The organism is Bartonella taylorii 8TBB (assembly GCF_902825155.1).
Lineage (GTDB): Bacteria > Pseudomonadota > Alphaproteobacteria > Rhizobiales > Rhizobiaceae > Bartonella > Bartonella taylorii_A.
Genome location: NZ_CADEAG010000006.1, coordinates 120,401 through 140,814, shown reverse-complemented (window position 1 = coordinate 140,814; position 20,414 = coordinate 120,401). Strand labels below are relative to the sequence as shown.

Below are 20,414 nucleotides of genomic sequence, written 5' to 3'. Positions count from 1 at the left end.
TCCAACACCCAAAAATGAAAATGGCGGGTGCAAGTCCTGATGGGTTCATTGGAGAGGACGGCTTAGTTGAGGTCAAATGCCCACAATCAACCACGCATTTGCGCTTCTTTATATATGACGAAATCAAGCCTGAATATATCGCACAGATGCAATTCCAAATGGCGTGCACGGGGCGAAAATGGTGTCATTTCATGAGCTATAATCCAAACTTTGTAGGCAGATCTACTGGTTTGAGAATGAAAATCAAACGCGTCCTCCGTGATGAAAAACACATTGAAGAGATTAATAAAGCGGTCGAAATCTTTTTAGGGGAAATAGATCAAGAGATGCAAAAGATTTTGACAAAAGCTGCTTGAACCTATGGGGGTGCTCTCTCCCCCCAGCACCCCCGCCCATTTAATTAATATAAAAAAGAGAAAGGTAATGAGATGATATTTGATGATGGAGATAGATATGTAACGACACGTGAGTGTGCACAGCTTTTTAGTGTATCCACACAACGATTCGCAACTGGATGCTTCAGGGGGGGCCGGAGCCATATAAGCTAGGGAGAGCAGTGAGGTGGAGAAAGAAAGAGATCTTAGCATTCACTCCAAAGAAAAATAAGGAACAAATAGGAGTAAATTAGATAAAGTTGTATAAACCGTAAAGGGTGGTCTAAAAGGTAGTCTAAAAACAGCTCTTTAAAGAAAAAATCTATATATTTCAATACGTTAAAAACAAAAAATGGTGCCGCATGCCGGATTCGAACCAGCGACCCCATCATTACGAATGATGTGCTCTACCAACTGAGCTAATGCGGCATAGGCTTGTGTATTTAATTAAAAAAAGTCAGTTTGAGGGTAATAGCCAAAAGTACGTACAAAAGCAAGTATGCATTTTTTTCAATAATTTATAAGATGTAGTTATTATTGAGGTAGGAAGAGGGCAGTACAAAGGTCCAGAGCAGAACAATATTTTTTGATCTTGATGTTAAAAGTGCGTTTTGATTCACACTACGTTCAAATTTAGAAACTGGCATGAAAAGCATATCTTCGGAGTGGAAAGTGATATCAGGGTATCTTCGTAAGACGAAATATTGTGCTCCTAAGAAAGGAAGATATTTATTGGACAAGAAATTGAAAATAAAAGACATCATTGACCTTTATGATGCAAGGATAAAAACAGTGGAATTGGTAAAAAATTACTTATCATTCTTATAAAAATGATGATAAAAATGATTATTTGATAAAATCAAAAACGTTTTTCTATTTAAGATGGAGTAAGAGCCATGTCAGATAAAAATCAGTTGATAGAACTGGAAAAGAAGCTAGTTTATCAGGAAAGGCTTGTTGACGAACTTTCTTCCGTAGTGACTGATCAATGGAAAAGTTTAAATAATATATCTAAAAAATTAGATGCCTTAACGAAGCGGTTTTTGGATTTAGAAGAACGGAGTGGACCTGAAGCTGTTATTCCGCAATCTCCACATAAATAGGGATGTTTTATATTTTTTTTGAAACAAATTTTTTCCAGTGAAAATCCTATTAGTTTTTTCAAGGTATAACAGAATGCACTCCACAGTGAGTGTGCAATTTTTATCACAGCAGTTGTTTGTCGTTCAGTTTTTTATTTAGTGCATTCTGTTAGGCATGCAGGGCAAATGCAAAATTTTCCTCATTATTTCAGGAAATTTCAATCTTATAAGAGATGCTTATGTTATAAGAAAACGTTTTCTGTATACAGTCTATAGTGTTGAAAAACAGAAAGAATCTTTTAAAGGGGATAAATAAGCGATCACAGAAAGTCTAGTCATTACAACATGTTCTAGTTTCACTGTAAAGATTTTCTTTTAATTGACAAAACTGATTTGATATTGCTGTTGCTTATAGTAGTCATGGATTAGTGTGTGTGTTTATAATAAGGTGTTTTTAATCTGTATTCTTCTTAACAAAGTAGCTTTCAGCTATTTTAATAGAATTAAGTCCTCTTAAAGTGTGTCGATTATATATGGCACAGTGGATCTTAGAAGAATCTTTGCAACATCAAAATCAAATTTATTTTTCTTTTAAGTATACGATATTTTTTGAAAAGGCTTTTGTTTTTCATGATTCAAAATACAAAATGTTATTGCTAAAGCACCAAAGATAGACCATACTGGTAAATAAATAAAATTAATGCAAATTGAAGATAGAGGAGCAGGTATCATGTTATTTATAGACTGGTTAAGGCTATAGATATCTGTTTTCAGGAGGTTTGCTAATATTTTATTTAAAGAGGTTGCCGTCCAGTGTAATGTGCTCATAGAGTGTACGCTATCAATGACTGATGCTATAATTGTTAGTGTAACGAAAATAAAAGCCATTAATTTGAGTAAAGAACGAAGCATATTTCTTCCTGTAATTTCAATAGAACAATCGCATAATGCACAGAAAGAGAAGGAGTTGCATTATGGCAATAAAAATAAGTTTATGTTCTCTTTTATAATTTCTGTTGAAAAAAATATGTCAAAGATATTATCAGCTTTTTGCATAAAGTTTAAAATCAATATCGAGCGAGGTAAAGTAGGGAATAATGCTTAAGAATGCAAATAATGAATTGAAGCGTAGCCTTCAAAATCGCCATATTCAAATGATTGCTCTGGGTGGCATTATTGGGACAGGACTTTTTTATGGATCAACCGAGGCAATTCAATTAGCTGGTCCTTCAGTTATTTTAGCTTATCTTATCGGCGGACTTATTATGTATTTCATTATGCGAATGCTTGGTGAAATGTCAGTAGAAGAACCGTCTTCAGGAGCGTTTAGTTTTTTTGCTTATAAATATTGGGGAAGATTGGCTGGTTTCATAACAGGCTGGAATTATTGGTTTCTTTATATTCTTGTGAGTATGGCTGAACTTACAGTGATAGGGTTTTACCTTGATTATTGGATTTCTATTGATCATTGGAAATCATCTTTCATTGTTCTTTTATTTGTTACATTTGTTAACTTGTTTAATGTTCGTTTTTATGGAGAATTTGAATTTGTTTGCGCTTTGATCAAGGTAGCTGCTGTTATTGGTATGATTATTTTGGGGATTTTTCTCATTGTCACTGGAGTAGGGGAAAATCAAGCGAGTATTCATTATCTTTGGGACCATGGCGGTTTTTTCCCTTATGGAGTAATAGGAGTTATTTTGGCGACTTCTGTAGTAATGTTTTCTTTTGGAGGAACAGAGCTTATCGGTATTGCTGCTGGTGAGGCATCTAATCCACAAAAAACAATTCCAGCGGCTATCCGTCAAGTTATGTGGAAAATTATAATTTTTTATATTGGTTCTATCAGCGTTATTATGATAATCAGCCCGTGGAGTATGATTGGAAAAAACGGTAGTCCTTTTGTTACAATTTTCGAGACGATAAGAATTCCTGCAGCTGGTCATATTTTAAATTTTGTGGTCATTATGGCTGCTATTTCTGTCTACAATAGTGGCATTTATTCTAATGGTCGTATGCTTTATAGTTTAGCGATGCAAAAAAATGCACCACATATTTTCAGTAAGCTAAGCACTGCTCGTATTCCTTATGTTGCTACCCTTTTTTCATCATTCTGTACGGCGTTGATTATCGTTGTTAATGCTCTTGTCCCTGATGGTAGCTTCATGCGGATCATGGCTCTTGCAACTGCAGCAGCAGTGATTACTTGGGCTATTATTGTTATTGTTCATCTGAAATTTCGCAAGGCACATAAAAACAGAAAAGGCGACTTCATTTATGCATTTGGTTTATATCCTTACGCTAACTACCTTTGCCTCTGCTTTCTTGCTTTATTATTTTGTATTATGTTTATCAGTGGTTTTGGGCAAAATGGATTAATGTCGCAATTTTTTGATACGATAGGAATAAGGGTGCCGTTTCTTGAAACATATATCCCTGTACAGATGCCTGATATGAGTTTAGCAGTTATTATTATTCCTCTATGGTACTTGTTATTACTTTTAGGCTATAAACTTAAGCGATAGCGGTAGAAGAGGTACTAAAAGGGATTGATTGGAATAAATCTTGAGGATTATAAAGTTCGATAAGGTAACACAGGTCTTTGGTGACTTGTGTGTTTTGAAGGATATTACTGTAGAGCTTACCGAAAGACGAGTCGCTGTTATTGGTGCGAATGGTTCCGGAAAAAGTACATTTGTTCGTCTTATCAATGGGCTACAATTACCGTCTCATGGTTGTGTAAGCGTTGATGGGCTTGATACAAAGCGTGATGCAAAAGCGGTAAGGCGTAAAGTAGGGTTTGTTTTTCAAAATCCTGATAATCAAATTGTTTTACCCTTAGTGGAAGAAGATTTATCTTTTGGTCTCAAAAATCTAAAACTTAGTAAAGATGAAATTAAGGAGCGTGTAGATGAGATTTTGCAGCGCTATAACCTTCAAGCTTTCAGAAATCACGCAGTTCATTTATTAAGTGGCGGACAAAAACAACTTGTTGCCATTTCCAGTGTAGTTGCAATGCAACCAGACTATATTGTTTTTGATGAGCCGACGACATTACTTGATTTACGGAATAAGCGCCGCGTTACGCACGTTATAGAAGAATTATCGCAAACGGCGATTGTTGTATCACATGATTTGGAGTTTCTCAGAAAGTTTGATAGAGTGCTAGTTTTTGAGAAGGGAGAAATAGTTGTTGATGATGTACCGCTTGTTGCGATCAAAGAATATGTAAGAAGAATGTCGTGATCGGTTTATATCTTTCTCAGGATACATTTGTTCATAGGCTTAGACCAGGGATTAAGCTTTTATTCCTTACTATATTTGCAACCATTCTATTTATGGTGTCAGCGATACCTGTTCTTTTGCTCTTTTTATTGTTTGTGGCGCTGCTTTATAAAGTTGCTAAGGTTCCTTTTAACAATGTGTTAAAGCAGCTTAAAGCAATGGGTCTATTTTTAATCCTTATATTTGTTTTTCAAGTTATTTTTAAAAGTTGGCTTACAGGTTTTGAGATTGTATTGCGTCTTCTTTCTCTCATTTTTTTGGCATCACTTGTGTCTTTAACGACTAAAGTTTCAGATATGGTGAGTGTAATTGAAACATGTCTTCAACCATTTCGACGCTTTGGTATAAATCCATCAAAATTTAGTATGGCACTATCTATGGCAATCAGATTTATTCCAGTTGTCAGTGAAAAATTCAATGAAGTACGTGAAGCGCAGCGGGCACGTGGACTTGATACGAATATTGCTGCCCTTGCAATGCCGTTGATTATACGAACAATAAGGATGGCTTCAGAAGTTGCTGAAGCACTAGAGGCGCGTTCTTATGACGGCGATACTGATGATAAAATATCTAACGATAATACAGTGAACTTATAGTACAGGAGAATTCTTCAATGAATACAAAAGATCTCACTTATATTGCTTTATTTGCGGCTATTTACGCGATTTTAGGCCTTTTTCCTCCTATTTTTCTTCCTATTTTTCTTGGGCTTCCTATTACCGCTCAGTCAATGGGACCGATGTTAGCAGGGTCTATACTTGGTGCAAAAAGAGGTGCTTTAGCATCACTCCTTTTTCTTGTACTTGTGGCCATTGGGTTACCTTTATTAGCTGGTGGACGTGGAGGTATTGGTGTTTTTTTAGGTGCTGGTGGCGGCTATATGATTGGTTATCCAGTTGCTGCGTTTTTTATTGGTTTTATGGTCGAGCTGCTTTGGCGTCGGCTAAATTTTATTATATTGTTTGTGATAAATACTGTAGGTGGAGTTGGGATTGTTTTCCTTTTTGGAATACCATGGATGGCTTATATTACTCAGGTTCCTTTGCTAACAGCTTTAACAACTTCATTAGGTTTTTTGATTGGCGATTTTGTAAAAGTACTGATTGCATCTTCTGTCGCAGTGGCAGTGAAAAAATCCGTGCCTCTCATTACGCCAAAGAAAGTGTAGTTCTTATTTTGAGTTGAGAGGGCGTAAGCGGTTATATGAAGATAAAAAGAGAAAATATGCTAAAATTTTCTTGTCTTATTTTGCGCTATAATGAGAGGGTATATACTAGGAAAAAATAATCCTATTATACTACTATATAAATTACTGTCTAAAAAGTGGTAATATAAAATACATATAGAATATTATTTAAGAGATGTAAAATTTACAAAATATCTCTGATAAACAGCAGATACCATTTCCTCCTTTTTATTTTGAACAAATTCATTGCAGAAGATTAAAGTGTTGTATTTAGCACAAATAATAAAAATTTTAATTTTTTCTATCAACAAAATTGTAGGTTATTTTAACAATAAAAATGAATAATTGTAAATAATGATTGTATTTTTATTCTTTTTGTATAATACTATTTATGATATATACATAAAAATAGCATTATATTATATACATTTTGTATCTTTCTTGAAGAAGATAAGGATAAAAAGTTATGAATATAAGATATTACTTCGCTATATGCACTATTGTTTTAGGTTTTTCGTCTGTTGTAAAAGCATCTGAGCATGAAGTTTTTCAGAGAGAGGAATCCGTTATTATTGCTCATACTGTTCTGGGGAAAAATATATTTTGTGATGGTCAGCTGAATTCTTTATTGAATAAAGTTGTTATAACCACCTATCCAGGTAATCATAATATTTTTTGGAGCAGTATAGTGTCGATCTTTGAGAAAGTGAGACGTGTATATGCTAATTTAGGATCATATTTATACAACTCCATATTCTCCATATTCAATTGGTAGAGTGCAAAAGAATGCATCATTTAGCTTTTGGTACTCTAGGTAGTTATTTTGTTTAAACCACTATAGATTACAAAGAAAGAGTGTTACAGCTCTGGTGGTTTTCTTGAAAAACTTTATAAAATGATATTTATTCTTAAAGTCTTCCAAGGGAATGTTGAAAATTCTGTTCCCTCACTTTTATTTACGCATCTCTTACATTTGAAATGCTAGTGAAAATAAGAGATTATATGTGATAAAAAAGAGCGTGGTGCCAGACATAGCAAAGCATGGCGCAGCAATGTGAATAAAATTATAGAAAAATGCACAAGGACATCTTTATGTCTATGGCTTTTTATAATTCAATAAAAAATCTCATATCAAAAATTAAAGCTGGATGAGAAGGTAATTTAGGTGGGAGCATATTATTATCTGAGAAAGAAAAGCTGATTTCTGGTGCAAGCATGGCAAAATATATATAAAACTCCGCAGTTTAATCTATCGTCATCATGGTTTTCGCTTAAGCTCACGGGATTGGATAGCAGATCAATCTTCACTCCCTTTGAAATCGCCGAAACTATTCTTGCGCATTCAGTTGGTCGTTTAGTGACAAAAGCTTACATGCGAACAGACTTTTTAGAACAATTGCGTATATCATTGGAAATGTGGTCATCTTTTATTTTAGAATGAACGTAAGGAATAGGATGTTCTGACATGCATTCTACAAAGCACTTTCTTTTTTACCAACTTTTTCTAACAATTCTTTACATTCTTCTAAATTCTGTATAATTAAGAACTATATAAATATAACTTCTGTCGGTCTATAGTAATAGCAGTCTTAAAGCTTCAAAGAGTTGTTGATGCTTTTTCTCTACACTAGCTATAAGCTTATAAAATAACATTAACTCTATAGAGGATTTGTATCTGTTGTGATATTCAAAATGTCCCATATGATCACCTAGCTCTGTTAAATTTCAATGTTTACAACGCTTTTTTATTTTTTGAGTGATATCACAGATGAGATAACGGTATCTGGGAAATTCTTCAGGAAAATTTGAACGTTCCTTAAAGGTGTGTGCTTCACCTTTGCGAATTTTTTCTAAATAAATGATGACCTAATCAATAGCATTGTTTTAGTACCTTGTTTTGCATCATTTTTCATTGGATGCTTAATTTCCACTATAGTAAGAGATGCTAAAGTAGGGGATGTTGAATTTTTTTGCTGTTTGATACTAATAGAGGAGTGCAATAGGCAGAATTATTATACACATTTAAAGCACATATATCAGGTCTCTCCTTATCCGTAGTCCTGTGAAAGATATCTTATTCAATGAAAGATCAGAGGCTCAATAATCATGAAACGCCACTTTTTCATCAATCAAATCATAAGTTACAACTACTCATAGCGACAGAGCTAAAATCGTGGCACTATGAGCTGATGAATAACAGTTTCCTTTAATATATCCTTTTTTATCATCTATAGAAAGAGAATGTAATAATTCCTTCAAAAGCTCTATGATAATCTTTCTATGACACAAGTAATTTGGCAAATCGGATTTTTTTTAAGATCACCTACAGTGTTTACATATTTACTAATTCTTTTGCTATAGTTTATTGAATTTTTGCCTTGTTGAAATACTAAAACATTCTGATCTTCTTCAAATCTTATTTTCTACTCTAGCAAAATATTTATACAAATGCAGTTTCAAGTTTTGATCGGTTGTTGTAGATGAAACCATATAATCATCGTCAGTTAAATACTTCATGATTGAGCGATAACGTGGTACGTTGTGCGTAAATTTTTCACTCTCTCCTTACAGTCTTGAATATTTTTCTATTTTTATTTTTTCACGAAAACTTATTCCATGTAGGTACTGCTTATAGAGATCATTCAACAGCGTCTTTTTTGACTTATCTTCAATAGTTATAAAGGGGCAACCGTCATCTCACGCAAAATACCAGAGACAATGTTCTAATAATGCTTTCGAAATAGACTGTAGTGTTTTAGGAATATAATTTTTATATTCTTTTTTTAAATCTTTTAGCTCAACAATGGTTTCTTTTGTTGTACAGTTACCTTGAAAATTGTGTAATGCTTTTACACGCTTCAACAGCGTTGAATGAAAATTCACGCTCTTTTAGCCCTTTATTTTTTTCATAAATACTCTTTTGATGTTTATATCATCAAAAGCTTTAAGCTATAAAAGCCGTCCTACACCACGACAGCCTTTTTCTATTTTATTATCTGAGTCTAAAGTTTCAAATGATTGTAAATTAGGATCATTAAAACCTATACCATTGTCGATTATTTTAAAACCTACAATTCCTTTATCATCTAGTGTTTCTGTGTCTTTTTCAAGTGGTAGAGAAGCTTGGTCCGATCTTATTATTGAAATTGTAATATGGCTTGAGGAAAAATCATTTCCTATTTTTTTAATGAAATGAATAGAGTTCACAACTGTTTCAAAAATAGGCAGAAAAGCATGCGTTTTTGGTAAAGACGTATTTCTTACGCGGCCATTTATTTGCTCTCATTATACTTCACTATGATGATATAAGGACAAAAAATGATGTTGTCCTAAAAAAAATTGACTTCCTCCTCCTCCTCCTTTAAGGGTGAAACTTCGGAAGCTAATCACGTCAATCATATGTCATGATAATCCCCAAATCCATAAAAAGGCTAACTCTTTGAAATCTATTGCTTCAAATGTACCAAAAAATTATCTATCGTATCCATGAGGCGAACAAAATCAAGGAGCAATAAAAAGATGAAAAATATTACCCATTTCATAAAGCGATACGTCATTTTAACGCTTTGATAGGTAAGTATCATTTCTCTTGGAGCATTTCTATTTCTGCTTCTGTAAGCTCTATATTTCTATCACTTTATTTTATGTTTCCATTCACATATACGTACACTGTATTAATTATATTTTAGAATGTCTTTCGCTAAATTTGAGCTCATCATATTGATATCTTACCGCTTCAAATAAACTGGTAGCCACCTAACTACAAGAAGCCCATTTATTGGTTGCACAACCAGTCAGAAAGCTTAGCACGCACATCAGCATCACTTTTCTTGTTAATTTCATTTTCTACCTCTAACCGCGTTTTTACTATCTTGAAAGTCTCCTCTGTTTGTTTTTGCTGCTCGATTTTTTTCCAAGGAGAAAAGCTCTTGCTAAAGCTACAAAAAAAGTTGCTAAAACTGCTACTGTTATTGTGAGATATTTTTTTATCGATAAAATCATAGACGATGCTCCTGAAAGCGTTTAGCGATATACACCATAGCTGTACAAGCAGCCAAAACCACAATACCTGCTAAAGCCCATTGAACAGGACCATTTCCTACGAAAAGCCCTCTAAGACCTGAAAAAGAACTTATGATTGGTGCAAGAGCCTCTACTTTGCAAATAACCATTACACCTTATGATTTTACTTTTTGATAATTTGGAGACATATAAGCACCTTGAGCCCATAATCCTGCTTCAGCTGCCCGATGATTAACAAGACCTTTGAGACGCTTTCCTCCTACTCTTGTCCATTTTTGCAATTCAATTGGTACAGCTTCGTAATTTCCTTTATTAAGCTTTTTTAGTAGCGTAGAGCGACAAAAAGCTTCTGCTCCAACTTATAGGCAAACGACACAAGTGCGATAAATTGTTCATCACTTAAAGGAACGGTAACGGTTTGTTCAACAACTTTTTCAAATTGCCTCAAATCTCGACAAAGAATCTCTTCCGCCTCCATCTCTGTAATCTGCATGTTTTGGTGGACATGTGGCGCTCCGGTAGCGCTTGTATGCCCATAACCAATTGTTCACACACCGTTATAATCCTCATAGGCGTTTAAACGCAAACCCTCCCATTAATCAACGCAAGTCCTTCTCTTGATATCTTCCGCATCACTCTTACCCCGTAAAAAGCTCGACACAAAGCAGGACATAAATCAAAAATTTAAAACACACATCCAACCATTCTAAAGAATGGGATAACAAAGTGATCGAGTAGACGTAAAAAAACTCACGATAAAGTTCGTTAAAACTTATACCACTATTCATTAGAAAAAAGATTACATTAATCACGATTTACTTTGTTGAAATTCATTTCCCAGTATTAACACCTTTAAAGTAAAAAAAACTTTATTTGAAAAAAAATATTTTTATAGTAAATCAACAATATACTAAATATAAAGAGTAATAATTATAATAATTAGCAAAATAAAATATAGTAAAATTAAAGAATTATAACATATACTGCTTACACCGTAAAAATTGCCACAAATGCAAAGGAAAAAATTATAATTGAACATTTTGAATTTAAACGCACTTGGAAATCTGTTTTAAAAACAGACAACGCGTTATATAGATCTTGTTCAAAAAAATCTACAATTAATTTAATTATTCTTTATTTTGCTATCTAATTGTCTTAATTGTCCTAAAAAAGATAAATAGATTAATTAATCTTTTAAAAAACAATATTTTAGCATATATCTTCATCATCGATATAGATTACGACATTTCTTTTATTGCATAATGCGTTGGATTGAGCATTGAGATCAATAGTGTCATTTGTATCTGATGTTATGTTTGCAACGTTTACTGTGGTTTTTGCTTGGGTATTCTTAAAAAGTTTGCAGTCTATTTTTGTTGTATATCCGCTTATTTTATCAAGTTTGTATTTGACATTTTTGATACAATATTCTGCGGAGATATAAGGCCGAAAAATTGGCTCTTGAATAAGCTTCACTTCTGTTTGCATAAAGGGCCCTCTACCCCTATCATATGAGAAAGAAGATTTTCTGCATGACGTTTTTTTTGTGATAAGCAGCAACGACCACAACAGCTTCTGCTTGATGGTGGCAAGTATATTTGAGTTCATGAAAAGGTAATTTTCCAATTTTTCCCTCCTTTTTTCATCACTGCGGATATTATGATAGATTATAAGGAGACTGCTTTTTTCTCTTCTTGCTTTTCAGATCCTATCTTTTGCGGTTGTTTTTGATTTATGCAGCCAACAGTTGTTTTTGCTGCTTTAATCGACGAAGAAAATATTTTTCTAATCGTTTTTTTGGGATAAACGCTCCTATTTAGACAAATTACATTTGTGGATACATTTAAAGTATACATACGTTATAGCATTGATTTTCTTCTTATATTTCAAGATAAGGAGAAGGTTAGATGTGATAAAAGGAAATGAATTTTCATAAAACCCTCTCAATTGAACACAATACCCGTTTTCAAGTAGGATGAAGAAGTAGCAAATTTTATTGATGCTCCAGATCTCACAAATTGTGATTTAACTTGTTTTAAATGTGTTCATTTCGAATTTTCACCTAAATAAGATATCTATAGGTATTCGATTGCTTCAAACACTTATGAAGATTTTTAAAAGGGTTAAGATAAAATATGAACAACAATCATTATACGTATCGTATTTTGTGGTTACAAAAAGATGAGGAATATGTCGAATTGTGTGCAAAATTCCCATCTCTTTCATGGTCAGCTGCTCAAGCAGAGAAAACTTCAAAAGGCATTGTGAACCTCGTCTTAGAAGTTGTTAAGGACATGCAACACAAAGAAGAAGTTCCTACGCCTTTCTCACATGCTAAATATAGCGATAATTTTCAATGAAAAACATCACCAGATCTCCTATAGAAAACTTGCAATTCAAGCTGCTGAAAATGGTGTAAGCTTAAATAAGTATATTGTTTCCAAATTTCTAAATATCTATACGCACCAAAAGAAAATTAATTTTTATATCACCGCATCAAAGATTTATATTCTTGAATTCTTTTTCTGTGCGTCGAAACAGTGAAACATTCATTATTCACAAAAATTAAGTTTTTACAGGCTCTTTCAAGAAGAGTGTCACCTTTCTTATTAATGATTTCATGTGAAGCTTCCGGATTTTTTTTCATATATTTCTCGATGCGTTGTTGACGGTGCGCGTGTTTATAAAAACTAGCTGGAAGGTACACGTCTACCTTATCAGGAGATAAAGGAGTACCCTCTTTACATAAATCACCATTAATATTATCGATGTGCATTCTGAGTAATTTAGGATATTCGAAATAAAGTTTTTTGGCTAAAGCCAAACTGACAATCCCACTTCCAGAAGAATGCTTCTGAATACTCATTTCCGCCATGGAAAAACAACAACTAGCTAACTGAGAATCTTCAATGACTGATTTACTCATTACTGCTAGCATTTGTGCTGCTGGATTTCTAAAGTTTATAGTTTCAAACAATATCAAGGATTTTTTGTTAAAAAAGCTTCGATAATCTATTACCGCAAAATGGGCGTTTTCACCCTCTGTGCCAATTAGAAATTTAGCGGATTCAGCTCCACTATTGATTGTTTTTTTATTTTGTCGACAAGAGTTTCAGGGTTCATAGCAAGATGAATGTTCATAGCTCTATGTTTATCATTTGCTTTTTCGACTAGGACAGGCATCATTGTACGATCTGTATGTACATAATTTTTGTTAGCAAAACTACCATCGGCGATGTCATTCTCTAAATCTGCAACAATACTTTTCAATGATCTATTACTGAACATGAGGCTTGGTTTGTTTTCGGGGGCACTAGCCTCTAAACGTGCAAGAAGACTTTCTAATGGTTCGGTTTTTATATCTTCTTCTAATAGACTTTTTGCTTGATGAATTTTATCTTTTGATTTTGGCATAATGAAACTCTTCATTAAAAGTTGATATCAGACAATTTTTTATTTTTTTTATGGCAAAATAATGTTCTACATGTCCCATTAATGACTTGTATAAAGTGTATTTTAGTACATTATAAAAGCTTTTTTCTCATTTTGGCCATAGATGATAAATTCTTTAGAATCTTTAGAAATGACAAGAAAAGTATCATTACCATCTCTGATAAATTTAATTGCATATTTCATTTGAACCTCCTTTTATTAAAGTTAAGGACTATTTCAAGTTAAGATTTTTGAGAACCTTTTGAACTCATCCTGTTTCTCATTCTTTTCGCAGACCATGCATAGGTAAAACAGATTTTTTAGAAACACGCTTACAAGCAAATATTCCCCTTTTCCTGAAGTGAAATTGTAACCATGTTTTTATTTGGAGAAGAAAACTTTCAAAGTGCGTTGATTTAAATATGGGGGGAATATATTCCCAAAACTGACAGTGATAAATTTCCTATTGCTAAACAAGAAATATCTTCAATTGCTCAAGTTATATATAAGTTAAAGATTGAGAGTGCCATTGCACAATATATCAAAAAATTAAATACAAATGCAGAGATCCAACTTGCACGTCAAAGATGCGCTGTCAGTAAGAAAGCTCAATTATGAATATCCTCATAGAAATTACAGAAAATACTCTTAATAGTGCTGCGGTTTAAATTATATCCAGCCATAAAATTTCTGGATTACGTAGTAAGCAATATTGACATATTATGCGCGATAATCAGCAAATGCTTGAAAATTTAGATAATTTTCAAATAAATTGATTAAATCTCCTGATCTCCAATTTAGGCTGAGTGAATTTACAGGCTTATATAAAGATTCAAAGGACGTATATTTTCATAACATCCCGAAGCACAAATGTTTAATTCTCGTAACCTAGTTGCAGAACTTTTTACGTATAAAAATAATTGACTGTATGCTAGAATTGAGAAAGCAAATAGTAGCTCCACACATTAACTGTTCGAAGCCTTCAATACTACTTGGTATTTTGATACATCTACAAGAGAGAATTAACCAAAAGAATACCATTACGTTGCTGAACCCCAACCAAAGATAGAAGGACTTAACAGATGATTTGCGTAAAAATGATTGAGTGTATCAATGTGCTTCAAGTGCTTCTCTATTACCCTATAAGAATAAAATCAACAAAGATTTCATGGATCGTCCTGCTATCACTATCCAAATAGCTGATGGATACAGAAAAGGCGCTCCTTCAACTACAATCACCACAAAGTGATTGGTACATTTGAGAAAAACCCATGGATGTATGCAATGAAGTGCAGCAACAACTTTATTGTGTGTTTTTTAGGTAGGCATCATTTCAGTTTATTAATCGTAATTCTAGCAGCTTTTATAGATTGTAGAGTTTCGGAATTTTTCAAAATTATAAGCCCTTTGTTAAAAGCTTACAATCCGAGTTTGGATAGCTCCGCTAAAAAGGTCGCTTAAATTTAAAATAGAGTCCTTCTTTTCATCTTTTCAAGTAACAAAATAGGACATTTCCAAGATCGTAGTCCTATTCTCTTTGGATATTACCTATTTTTTCGTTGAAGTATATTCGTTTGTGACTTTAAAAATTACAGTATATGATGCTATGGTTGAAAAAAATGATGCAAAGCCAATCTTGTGTATCTTTTAGGATTTCACTCAGTACAAATTAACCGATTATTGGATTTAAATTACCCAACAAAATGAGATACTTTAGAATCTACACTTATCGCTTTTGAAAAGAAGTTACATTAATATCCAAGATGACGCTTGAAATTTACAGGCTTTGTATAAAATATTTATCCAACCTATTAAGAGCAATATACTGTGAACCAACAAGATGTGGAAGTGATTAATCCTCTAGAACAGGATACTATAATATGGCATGAAAGTTATATTTGCGGTATAAACATAGATCTTTTTAAAAAATCTTTTATATATTCAAAAACGGTCCTGTTGCTATCTTTATTCATTTCTCCCTTACGTTATTATAAGAAATTATAAGCATTTCATCATAAATTGCGCTAAGTAATAGTTTCCCACTTCAAGATATTTTTGTGTAGTATCATCCTGATCTTGACTGAGATTATCTTGCAGATAAAGCTATCCGATATAAGAAACAAAAAGCAAATTTTTGGCGATTTCTGGCGACAAATTAAAACGTTTTTTCACATTTTATTGGCCAATTTATCAATTGGCTCAAGCCGTTTCCTTACATGTTTTTTCTCTCTAACTTATTTTTTCAATCAAAATGAAAACTATAATTAACAGGTCTACTATAGCCAGTAGTATCTGAGGCGATAGAGTAACTTTAAGCAGTGACAGATGAGGGAATGCAGATTGAGCTTTTTCTTAAGTATTGAAATGCTTTTTTAGCAAAGTGTAGATTGAAAACCACAATAGAATGCCGTTCAGTTTTTTTTACTTTCTGATTGGGTGCTATACCTTTGTAACTATCAGAAGTCGTCATGCCAAAATCGACTATTTCAGCATCAGAAGTTATTGTCTTGTCTTCTAGATCAGCACCAAGACGCTCAATTAGCATCATTTTGTTAAGTAATATTTTATATCTCTTTTGGTGCAAATAATGCAGAAATTCATTAAACTTAATATATAAATTAAAATTTTTTTATGGGTATCTATGATAAAACAATAACATAATTATTTTAAATAAAGTCGTCATGTGAAGTTGAAAAACAAAATAATATATTTATCATTTCGTCAGTTTTTTTAATTATATATAATTATTTTTCTAATTTTTATGCTCTAAAGATATCATTTTTAAAGTATATAGCAAATTTTGCTCTATTTATTGTTGGAAATTAAGATTTATTTTACAATATTAATTTTATGAAGAAATGGGAAGGTGAATGAAAATCTATATAGGGAGTTGCGTAAAGAAGCCAGAAAACAGAGTTATTCATTACAGTTAAGATCTTGGGGCAGGGCGAGGATCACATTACTCGGTAATTTTAGATACAATATCTGTACCTATACAAATAATAATTAAACCATATCATTTATATAAGCTTATTCGTTGATTTTAACAACTATTAGTCAATTCATGTTAAGATAAATTGGCGTGTTACTTTTCGGTTTGTTTTAACAGATATAACCTGTTGATTATCAAGATTACCATTATTTTTGAGGTATTATTATGATACTGTGATGTACGATACTTTAAACTGTGGTGCTCTTTTGAAAAAGAAATTGCTTGATGAATTAGGGTTAGCAGTAACAGAATCTGTAAATCATCTTAGCGTTGTGCATTAAGCTCTATAACATGTCTTAAATTATTATGCGGTAATTATAGCATCGATCTAGTTTCACGCTTGAAAAAGTAGAGAATTAAAAAAACTGCTAAGAAAGTGATTGTTACTCTAAAATAGATGAAAATATTAAAACAGTTTGAATGAAATTATTGTTTTTCTCTATTTATAAAAATTGAAAACCCAAAAATTCTGTGCTGTATATTATTAAAATTCCAATTTTTTAAACATATCTGATAGCCCCTGACATTTTTTGATTCCCTTGTTAATCTCATTCATAAGCAGTTCATCATTGATAACATTTCTAGGTTACGGTTGTACCATAAACCTACGCTTTCACTTACGCTTTTGTACTCAAGTCTCTGCTATCAGGGATATCATGGTATTGTCTACCATCGAATTTCTCATATTCTCTAGAGTTGTCTAGGTGTTTATAAAGGTTATAAAAATATTCAGAAACCCTAAATCTTTATGGTGCGTGATTGGTAGCCATAGCAGTAATTTTTTTTGTGTTGGTTGTTTACGTTTTGTTAAGAATAGATGCTTTAATCCTTAATTTATTAGTGAGGCTATTTGCTTCATATTTAGCCGTACAGGGCAATTTTAACACCCAATATGGTATTAAAACTACTCAATCGCTCTGTACGGTGTCTTTTTACTGTTCTTTGGAAGAATTTCAAGCAAGCCAAGCTCAAAGATATTAAACATCAGCTTCAGCTTATCCAGTTTTCCCTATCAAAGTTTTTTCTTGATATTCTTCACTAAGCTTTTCTATTCTCGTGAATGAGATGAATTTATCTCCTAAAGCCTTACGATGTGTGTTCTCAACTATTTCATAGAGAGCATCTTCCAGCACATCAAGAACATTGGCGATATCATCAACAAAAGCTCTCAACACAAAAAATTTTGAACAGTCTAACAGATGTCAAAAGCTTGTTTTTCTGTTTCTGGTATCAGTTTTACTCTAGAGATAAAGGTTAATGGATGTTGCTATGTTCACATATTTTCACTGCTTTTGATAGAGTTTTTCGTTTTTTCTAAATTCTCAACAGCCTTCTGTATGCGATTGCACCATGTTTCCAGTTCATCTGTTTTGGTTACATTTGTTCCTGCTTTTGGAATGCTAGTAATATCTAAATTTTCTGCTCTTGATTTTCTCGTGTTCTAGAGAAAAATTCTCTCCAATTAAGAAATCGTCATCAGGTTTGAAGTCCTCAAGCAATTGATATTCTTGATTAGTTCTAATCCATTTCACTTTTTCGGAATGCTTTCTTATCTGTGAAGATGTAGTTGGTTTTCTCATGCTTGTACTGCTTTTGATTTTCTTTCTTAAACCTTATCTAAATCTTCATTGCAATTTTTTAGCTCTTTGTCAGTTCATTATCTCTACAGACACTCATTTGTTAAACGAATGATATATCCTTTTGTAAGCAAGATATCTAATACTGCTTCAAACTTTTTACAAAATAACCGCTGTAATAAACTAATACCTCAAGATTATGAAAAAGAGGTACACTAGTGTAAAGCATGTGTATCCGCAATCTTATATAAATATTTTCCTCTACAGGAGATAAATAAGTGAGACCAAATATCAACGGATTTACAAAGTGCTTAATCGATGATAATTTGTTTGAAGTGCCAAATTACCTTTTCCTGTTGTTGCCTTTTAATTTTTAAAATAGGAATGCTCTTATAAGGAATTCTGTTATACTCACACCAAGCTGTTAAAGTCACTGAAAAGCCAGCGTAAACATAGGTAGTATCGGTACTTACATGTGGTGTACTCTTTCAAAATACATTGTATCAAATTAATCTGTTGTCGTCAGAATTTTTGAAAGCTATTGTTTAAAGCGTAGGTAATCCGCCCCATTGCTTTCAAAACGGTGCGTTTGAAAATTGATTGATCCATTGACTATGTGATTATCAATACCACACATCACTTGATATATCTTGGCTCAAAACTAAAGACAAAATGGGATTTTTTAAAGTCTTAAAGCAATCCAGAGTGGAGTATTTAAAAGTTTAAATCCTCTCTTTTTAGAATATCGCATGGTAAAGGGTTCTTGAGATTGTACATAATCAACATAACAAGAGAGATATACAGTTAATAAGTCTATACCCCTTGTAAGATTAGCATGCTCATAATGTGAGCATGCTTCATAAGTTTATTCAGTTTCTCTTAATTCCAATTTTGGGAGGTTCTTAACAAGGTTCATTTTTTCTAAACTTACCGTAATAACCCTTTGAAACAATTCCAATGAATAAGCCGGATTACCAAGGGTCTCAACAGCATAGCAATTGGCATCATTAACAATTTCACTCTGTTTTATCAGTCTTTACACATTGACGTTCCATAACCCATTCAAGAGTAGGTCTACCGTTAACGATATAACCATAAGCTTCAAGAAGGATGCCTGTCATTGTGATATTACTGTTGTAAATAACAGTGGTTTTATCCTTTTCCTTACTATTCCCAGCCTATTTCATCTCTGTAACATAGTAAAATTTCTCGGGGTTAGGAATGTCTGTAAGTTTTGGATCACCTTTTTTAAAGGTAACAGGATAAGGCTCTATATCTTCATAATTTACGTGCAAATTCCCCAATTCATGCCCTGCTGTCACAAACTTCCAAAAATCCTCAGCATTCTTTACACAAGGGATGCGAGGGAGTTTCTTTACATAAATTATCAGCATAGCGAGTACGGTAATCTTCTGAATGTAAGAGACCGTAAACATAATAGAAAATATCTTCTTTTGTTATGGTTTCATCAGGATAAGCAGATTCAAAATGTACTAACCTTTCATCAGTGAGTGCATTACTACGTTGTAAACCAGCACTTTTACTTTCCTCTGTAGAACTTGCAAACAAATGAGACGGTTTTTCATTTTTATGTCTCGAAATAGCAGCATTTGCATAGAAATAACGTGGAAAGCATTGACCTTTATCCAACGCATCATGATTAAGTAAAGCATTACTCATAAAAACAGAAAAGCCTTTTATCACCCCTATACCTGTAATTTATATTACTCTATTTTTTACTGCTTGTCCCATAGGGAATATACATGGTATCTGATAAACTCCGTCCTTGAAGATACGGTTATAATAAAGCCATTGTTGTGCAAAAGGACGATACGAACTTTGCGTGAAGCATGCCTTTTCAAATTCAAAAACCGTTCCTCTTATTAGTTCTTGCTCAACATTATAACTCCAACTTATCCTTTTTACGTCTGAATTGACAAAATTATCTACGGTACTTGCATGTGTTTTTCGATCAGCATGTGGATAGGTATCGTTGAAACGTTTTACTTCGCTATTATAAAAAGCAATCATATTATTCATATTTTTTGCTAGAACCTTACGGCTAGAATGATATGCTTAGGCATCAAGACTGATTACGATACCACAGGAGAATGTTTCAAAGAGGTTTCATCATGACCTTTCTTGTCATCCAAGGTTAAAAATGCTTTAAAACTGTCATCACGCTGCCCAAACTCCGCTCCCCAATGTTACGACAGTTCTTGCATTAAGATGTTTCATAAGAGGTATTTCTACTCCTTTCTTTATAGTTTTTTACCCACATATTAACTCCGCTTGTGATGTGCAAGGGAATGGTTTGGATTGATTTATCATAAGCAGGTTCGAAATGAGAGAATCATACGATATTTGGGAGTCTCATTCAAGTTACAAAACGATAATTTATCTTTATAAATCAAAGTTTTGTCTGATATAGACAAAAGTTCCTATTACTTCGTTACTTTTGGA

13 protein-coding genes, 1 tRNA gene and 6 pseudogenes are annotated in these 20,414 nt (G+C 33.0%); 10 read left to right on the top strand and 10 right to left on the bottom strand.

The window, feature by feature from the left end; all coding sequences use genetic code 11:
- Both J7R13_RS06180 and J7R13_RS06175 read left to right on the top strand, forming a co-directional pair.
- A partial coding sequence (locus tag J7R13_RS06180) for a YqaJ viral recombinase family protein (RefSeq protein ID WP_208437924.1) occupies window positions 1–356 on the top strand: 356 nt, incomplete at its 5' end.
- Between the two features lie 72 nt (window positions 357–428).
- Window positions 429–628 (top strand): annotated as a pseudogene (locus tag J7R13_RS06175) (helix-turn-helix transcriptional regulator).
- Window positions 629–727: 99 nt separating this feature from the next.
- Here J7R13_RS06175 and J7R13_RS06170 read toward each other — a convergent pair.
- A tRNA-Thr gene (locus J7R13_RS06170) sits at window positions 728–803 on the bottom strand.
- A 467-nt stretch (window positions 804–1,270) separates the two neighbouring features.
- On the opposite strand from J7R13_RS06170, the gene J7R13_RS06165 reads away from it, so the two are divergent.
- A complete protein-coding gene (locus J7R13_RS06165) occupies window positions 1,271–1,477 on the top strand; it encodes a SlyX family protein (protein ID WP_208437923.1) in 207 nt (68 codons plus the stop codon).
- Between the two features lie 570 nt (window positions 1,478–2,047).
- Here J7R13_RS06165 and J7R13_RS09655 read toward each other — a convergent pair.
- Window positions 2,048–2,368 (bottom strand): hypothetical protein, encoded by a 321-nt coding sequence (locus J7R13_RS09655; protein ID WP_246786297.1) that lies wholly within the window; start codon window positions 2,366–2,368, stop codon window positions 2,048–2,050.
- Between J7R13_RS09655 and J7R13_RS06160 the strand changes: the two genes are divergently transcribed.
- The 6 genes and pseudogenes from J7R13_RS06160 to J7R13_RS06135 all read left to right on the top strand — a co-directional run.
- The gene (locus tag J7R13_RS06160) at window positions 2,301–2,561 is read left to right on the top strand and encodes a hypothetical protein (RefSeq protein ID WP_208437922.1); all 261 of its coding nucleotides are present in this window, start codon (window positions 2,301–2,303) and stop codon (window positions 2,559–2,561) included. The two genes, J7R13_RS09655 and J7R13_RS06160, sit on opposite strands and share 68 nt — an antisense overlap.
- A complete protein-coding gene (locus tag J7R13_RS06155; RefSeq protein ID WP_208437921.1) occupies window positions 2,554–3,981 on the top strand; it encodes an amino acid permease in 1,428 nt (475 codons plus the stop codon). Before J7R13_RS06160 ends, J7R13_RS06155 begins: the two co-directional genes overlap by 8 nt.
- A 40-nt stretch (window positions 3,982–4,021) precedes the next feature.
- Window positions 4,022–4,702, top strand: a complete 681-nt coding sequence (locus tag J7R13_RS06150) for an energy-coupling factor ABC transporter ATP-binding protein (RefSeq protein ID WP_208437920.1) — start codon at window positions 4,022–4,024, stop codon at window positions 4,700–4,702.
- Entirely contained in the window at window positions 4,699–5,337 is a 639-nt protein-coding gene (locus tag J7R13_RS06145) for an energy-coupling factor transporter transmembrane component T family protein (RefSeq protein ID WP_208437919.1), read from the top strand. Before J7R13_RS06150 ends, J7R13_RS06145 begins: the two co-directional genes overlap by 4 nt.
- 17 nt (window positions 5,338–5,354) lie before the next feature.
- Window positions 5,355–5,909 (top strand): biotin transporter BioY, encoded by a 555-nt coding sequence (locus J7R13_RS06140; protein WP_208437918.1) that lies wholly within the window; start codon window positions 5,355–5,357, stop codon window positions 5,907–5,909.
- A gap of 1,212 nt (window positions 5,910–7,121) precedes the next feature.
- Window positions 7,122–7,368 (top strand): annotated as a pseudogene (locus tag J7R13_RS06135) (integrase); the annotation flags it as partial.
- A 1,508-nt stretch (window positions 7,369–8,876) separates the two neighbouring features.
- Here J7R13_RS06135 and J7R13_RS09645 read toward each other — a convergent pair.
- The 4 genes and pseudogenes from J7R13_RS09645 to J7R13_RS06120 all read right to left on the bottom strand — a co-directional run bounded on the left by J7R13_RS09645 (window position 8,877) and on the right by J7R13_RS06120 (window position 11,438).
- A complete protein-coding gene (locus J7R13_RS09645; RefSeq protein ID WP_246786295.1) occupies window positions 8,877–9,134 on the bottom strand; it encodes a hypothetical protein in 258 nt (85 codons plus the stop codon).
- 568 nt (window positions 9,135–9,702) lie between these two features.
- A pseudogene (locus J7R13_RS09640) lies at window positions 9,703–9,929 on the bottom strand (hypothetical protein).
- Window positions 9,926–10,583: pseudogene (locus J7R13_RS06125) on the bottom strand (lysozyme). Before J7R13_RS06125 ends, J7R13_RS09640 begins: the two co-directional pseudogenes overlap by 4 nt.
- Window positions 10,584–11,159: 576 nt before the next feature.
- Window positions 11,160–11,438, bottom strand: coding sequence for a hypothetical protein (locus tag J7R13_RS06120; RefSeq protein WP_208437917.1), 279 nt, complete (start codon window positions 11,436–11,438; stop codon window positions 11,160–11,162).
- A gap of 647 nt (window positions 11,439–12,085) precedes the next feature.
- Between J7R13_RS06120 and J7R13_RS09635 the strand changes: the two genes are divergently transcribed.
- Window positions 12,086–12,310, top strand: a complete 225-nt coding sequence (locus tag J7R13_RS09635) for a toxin-antitoxin system HicB family antitoxin (protein WP_246786294.1) — start codon at window positions 12,086–12,088, stop codon at window positions 12,308–12,310.
- 128 nt (window positions 12,311–12,438) lie between these two features.
- Here J7R13_RS09635 and J7R13_RS06110 read toward each other — a convergent pair.
- The 4 genes and pseudogenes from J7R13_RS06110 to J7R13_RS09625 all read right to left on the bottom strand — a co-directional run.
- A pseudogene (locus tag J7R13_RS06110) lies at window positions 12,439–13,238 on the bottom strand (YopJ/AvrA family T3SS effector serine/threonine acetyltransferase).
- A 2,455-nt stretch (window positions 13,239–15,693) separates the two neighbouring features.
- A complete protein-coding gene (locus J7R13_RS06095; protein WP_208437915.1) occupies window positions 15,694–15,930 on the bottom strand; it encodes a single-stranded DNA-binding protein in 237 nt (78 codons plus the stop codon).
- 1,439 nt (window positions 15,931–17,369) lie between these two features.
- Window positions 17,370–17,549 (bottom strand): hypothetical protein, encoded by a 180-nt coding sequence (locus J7R13_RS06090; RefSeq protein WP_208437914.1) that lies wholly within the window; start codon window positions 17,547–17,549, stop codon window positions 17,370–17,372.
- A 1,267-nt stretch (window positions 17,550–18,816) separates the two neighbouring features.
- Window positions 18,817–20,152: pseudogene (locus J7R13_RS09625) on the bottom strand (type ISP restriction/modification enzyme); the annotation flags it as partial.
- Between the last annotated feature and the right edge of the window lie 262 nt (window positions 20,153–20,414).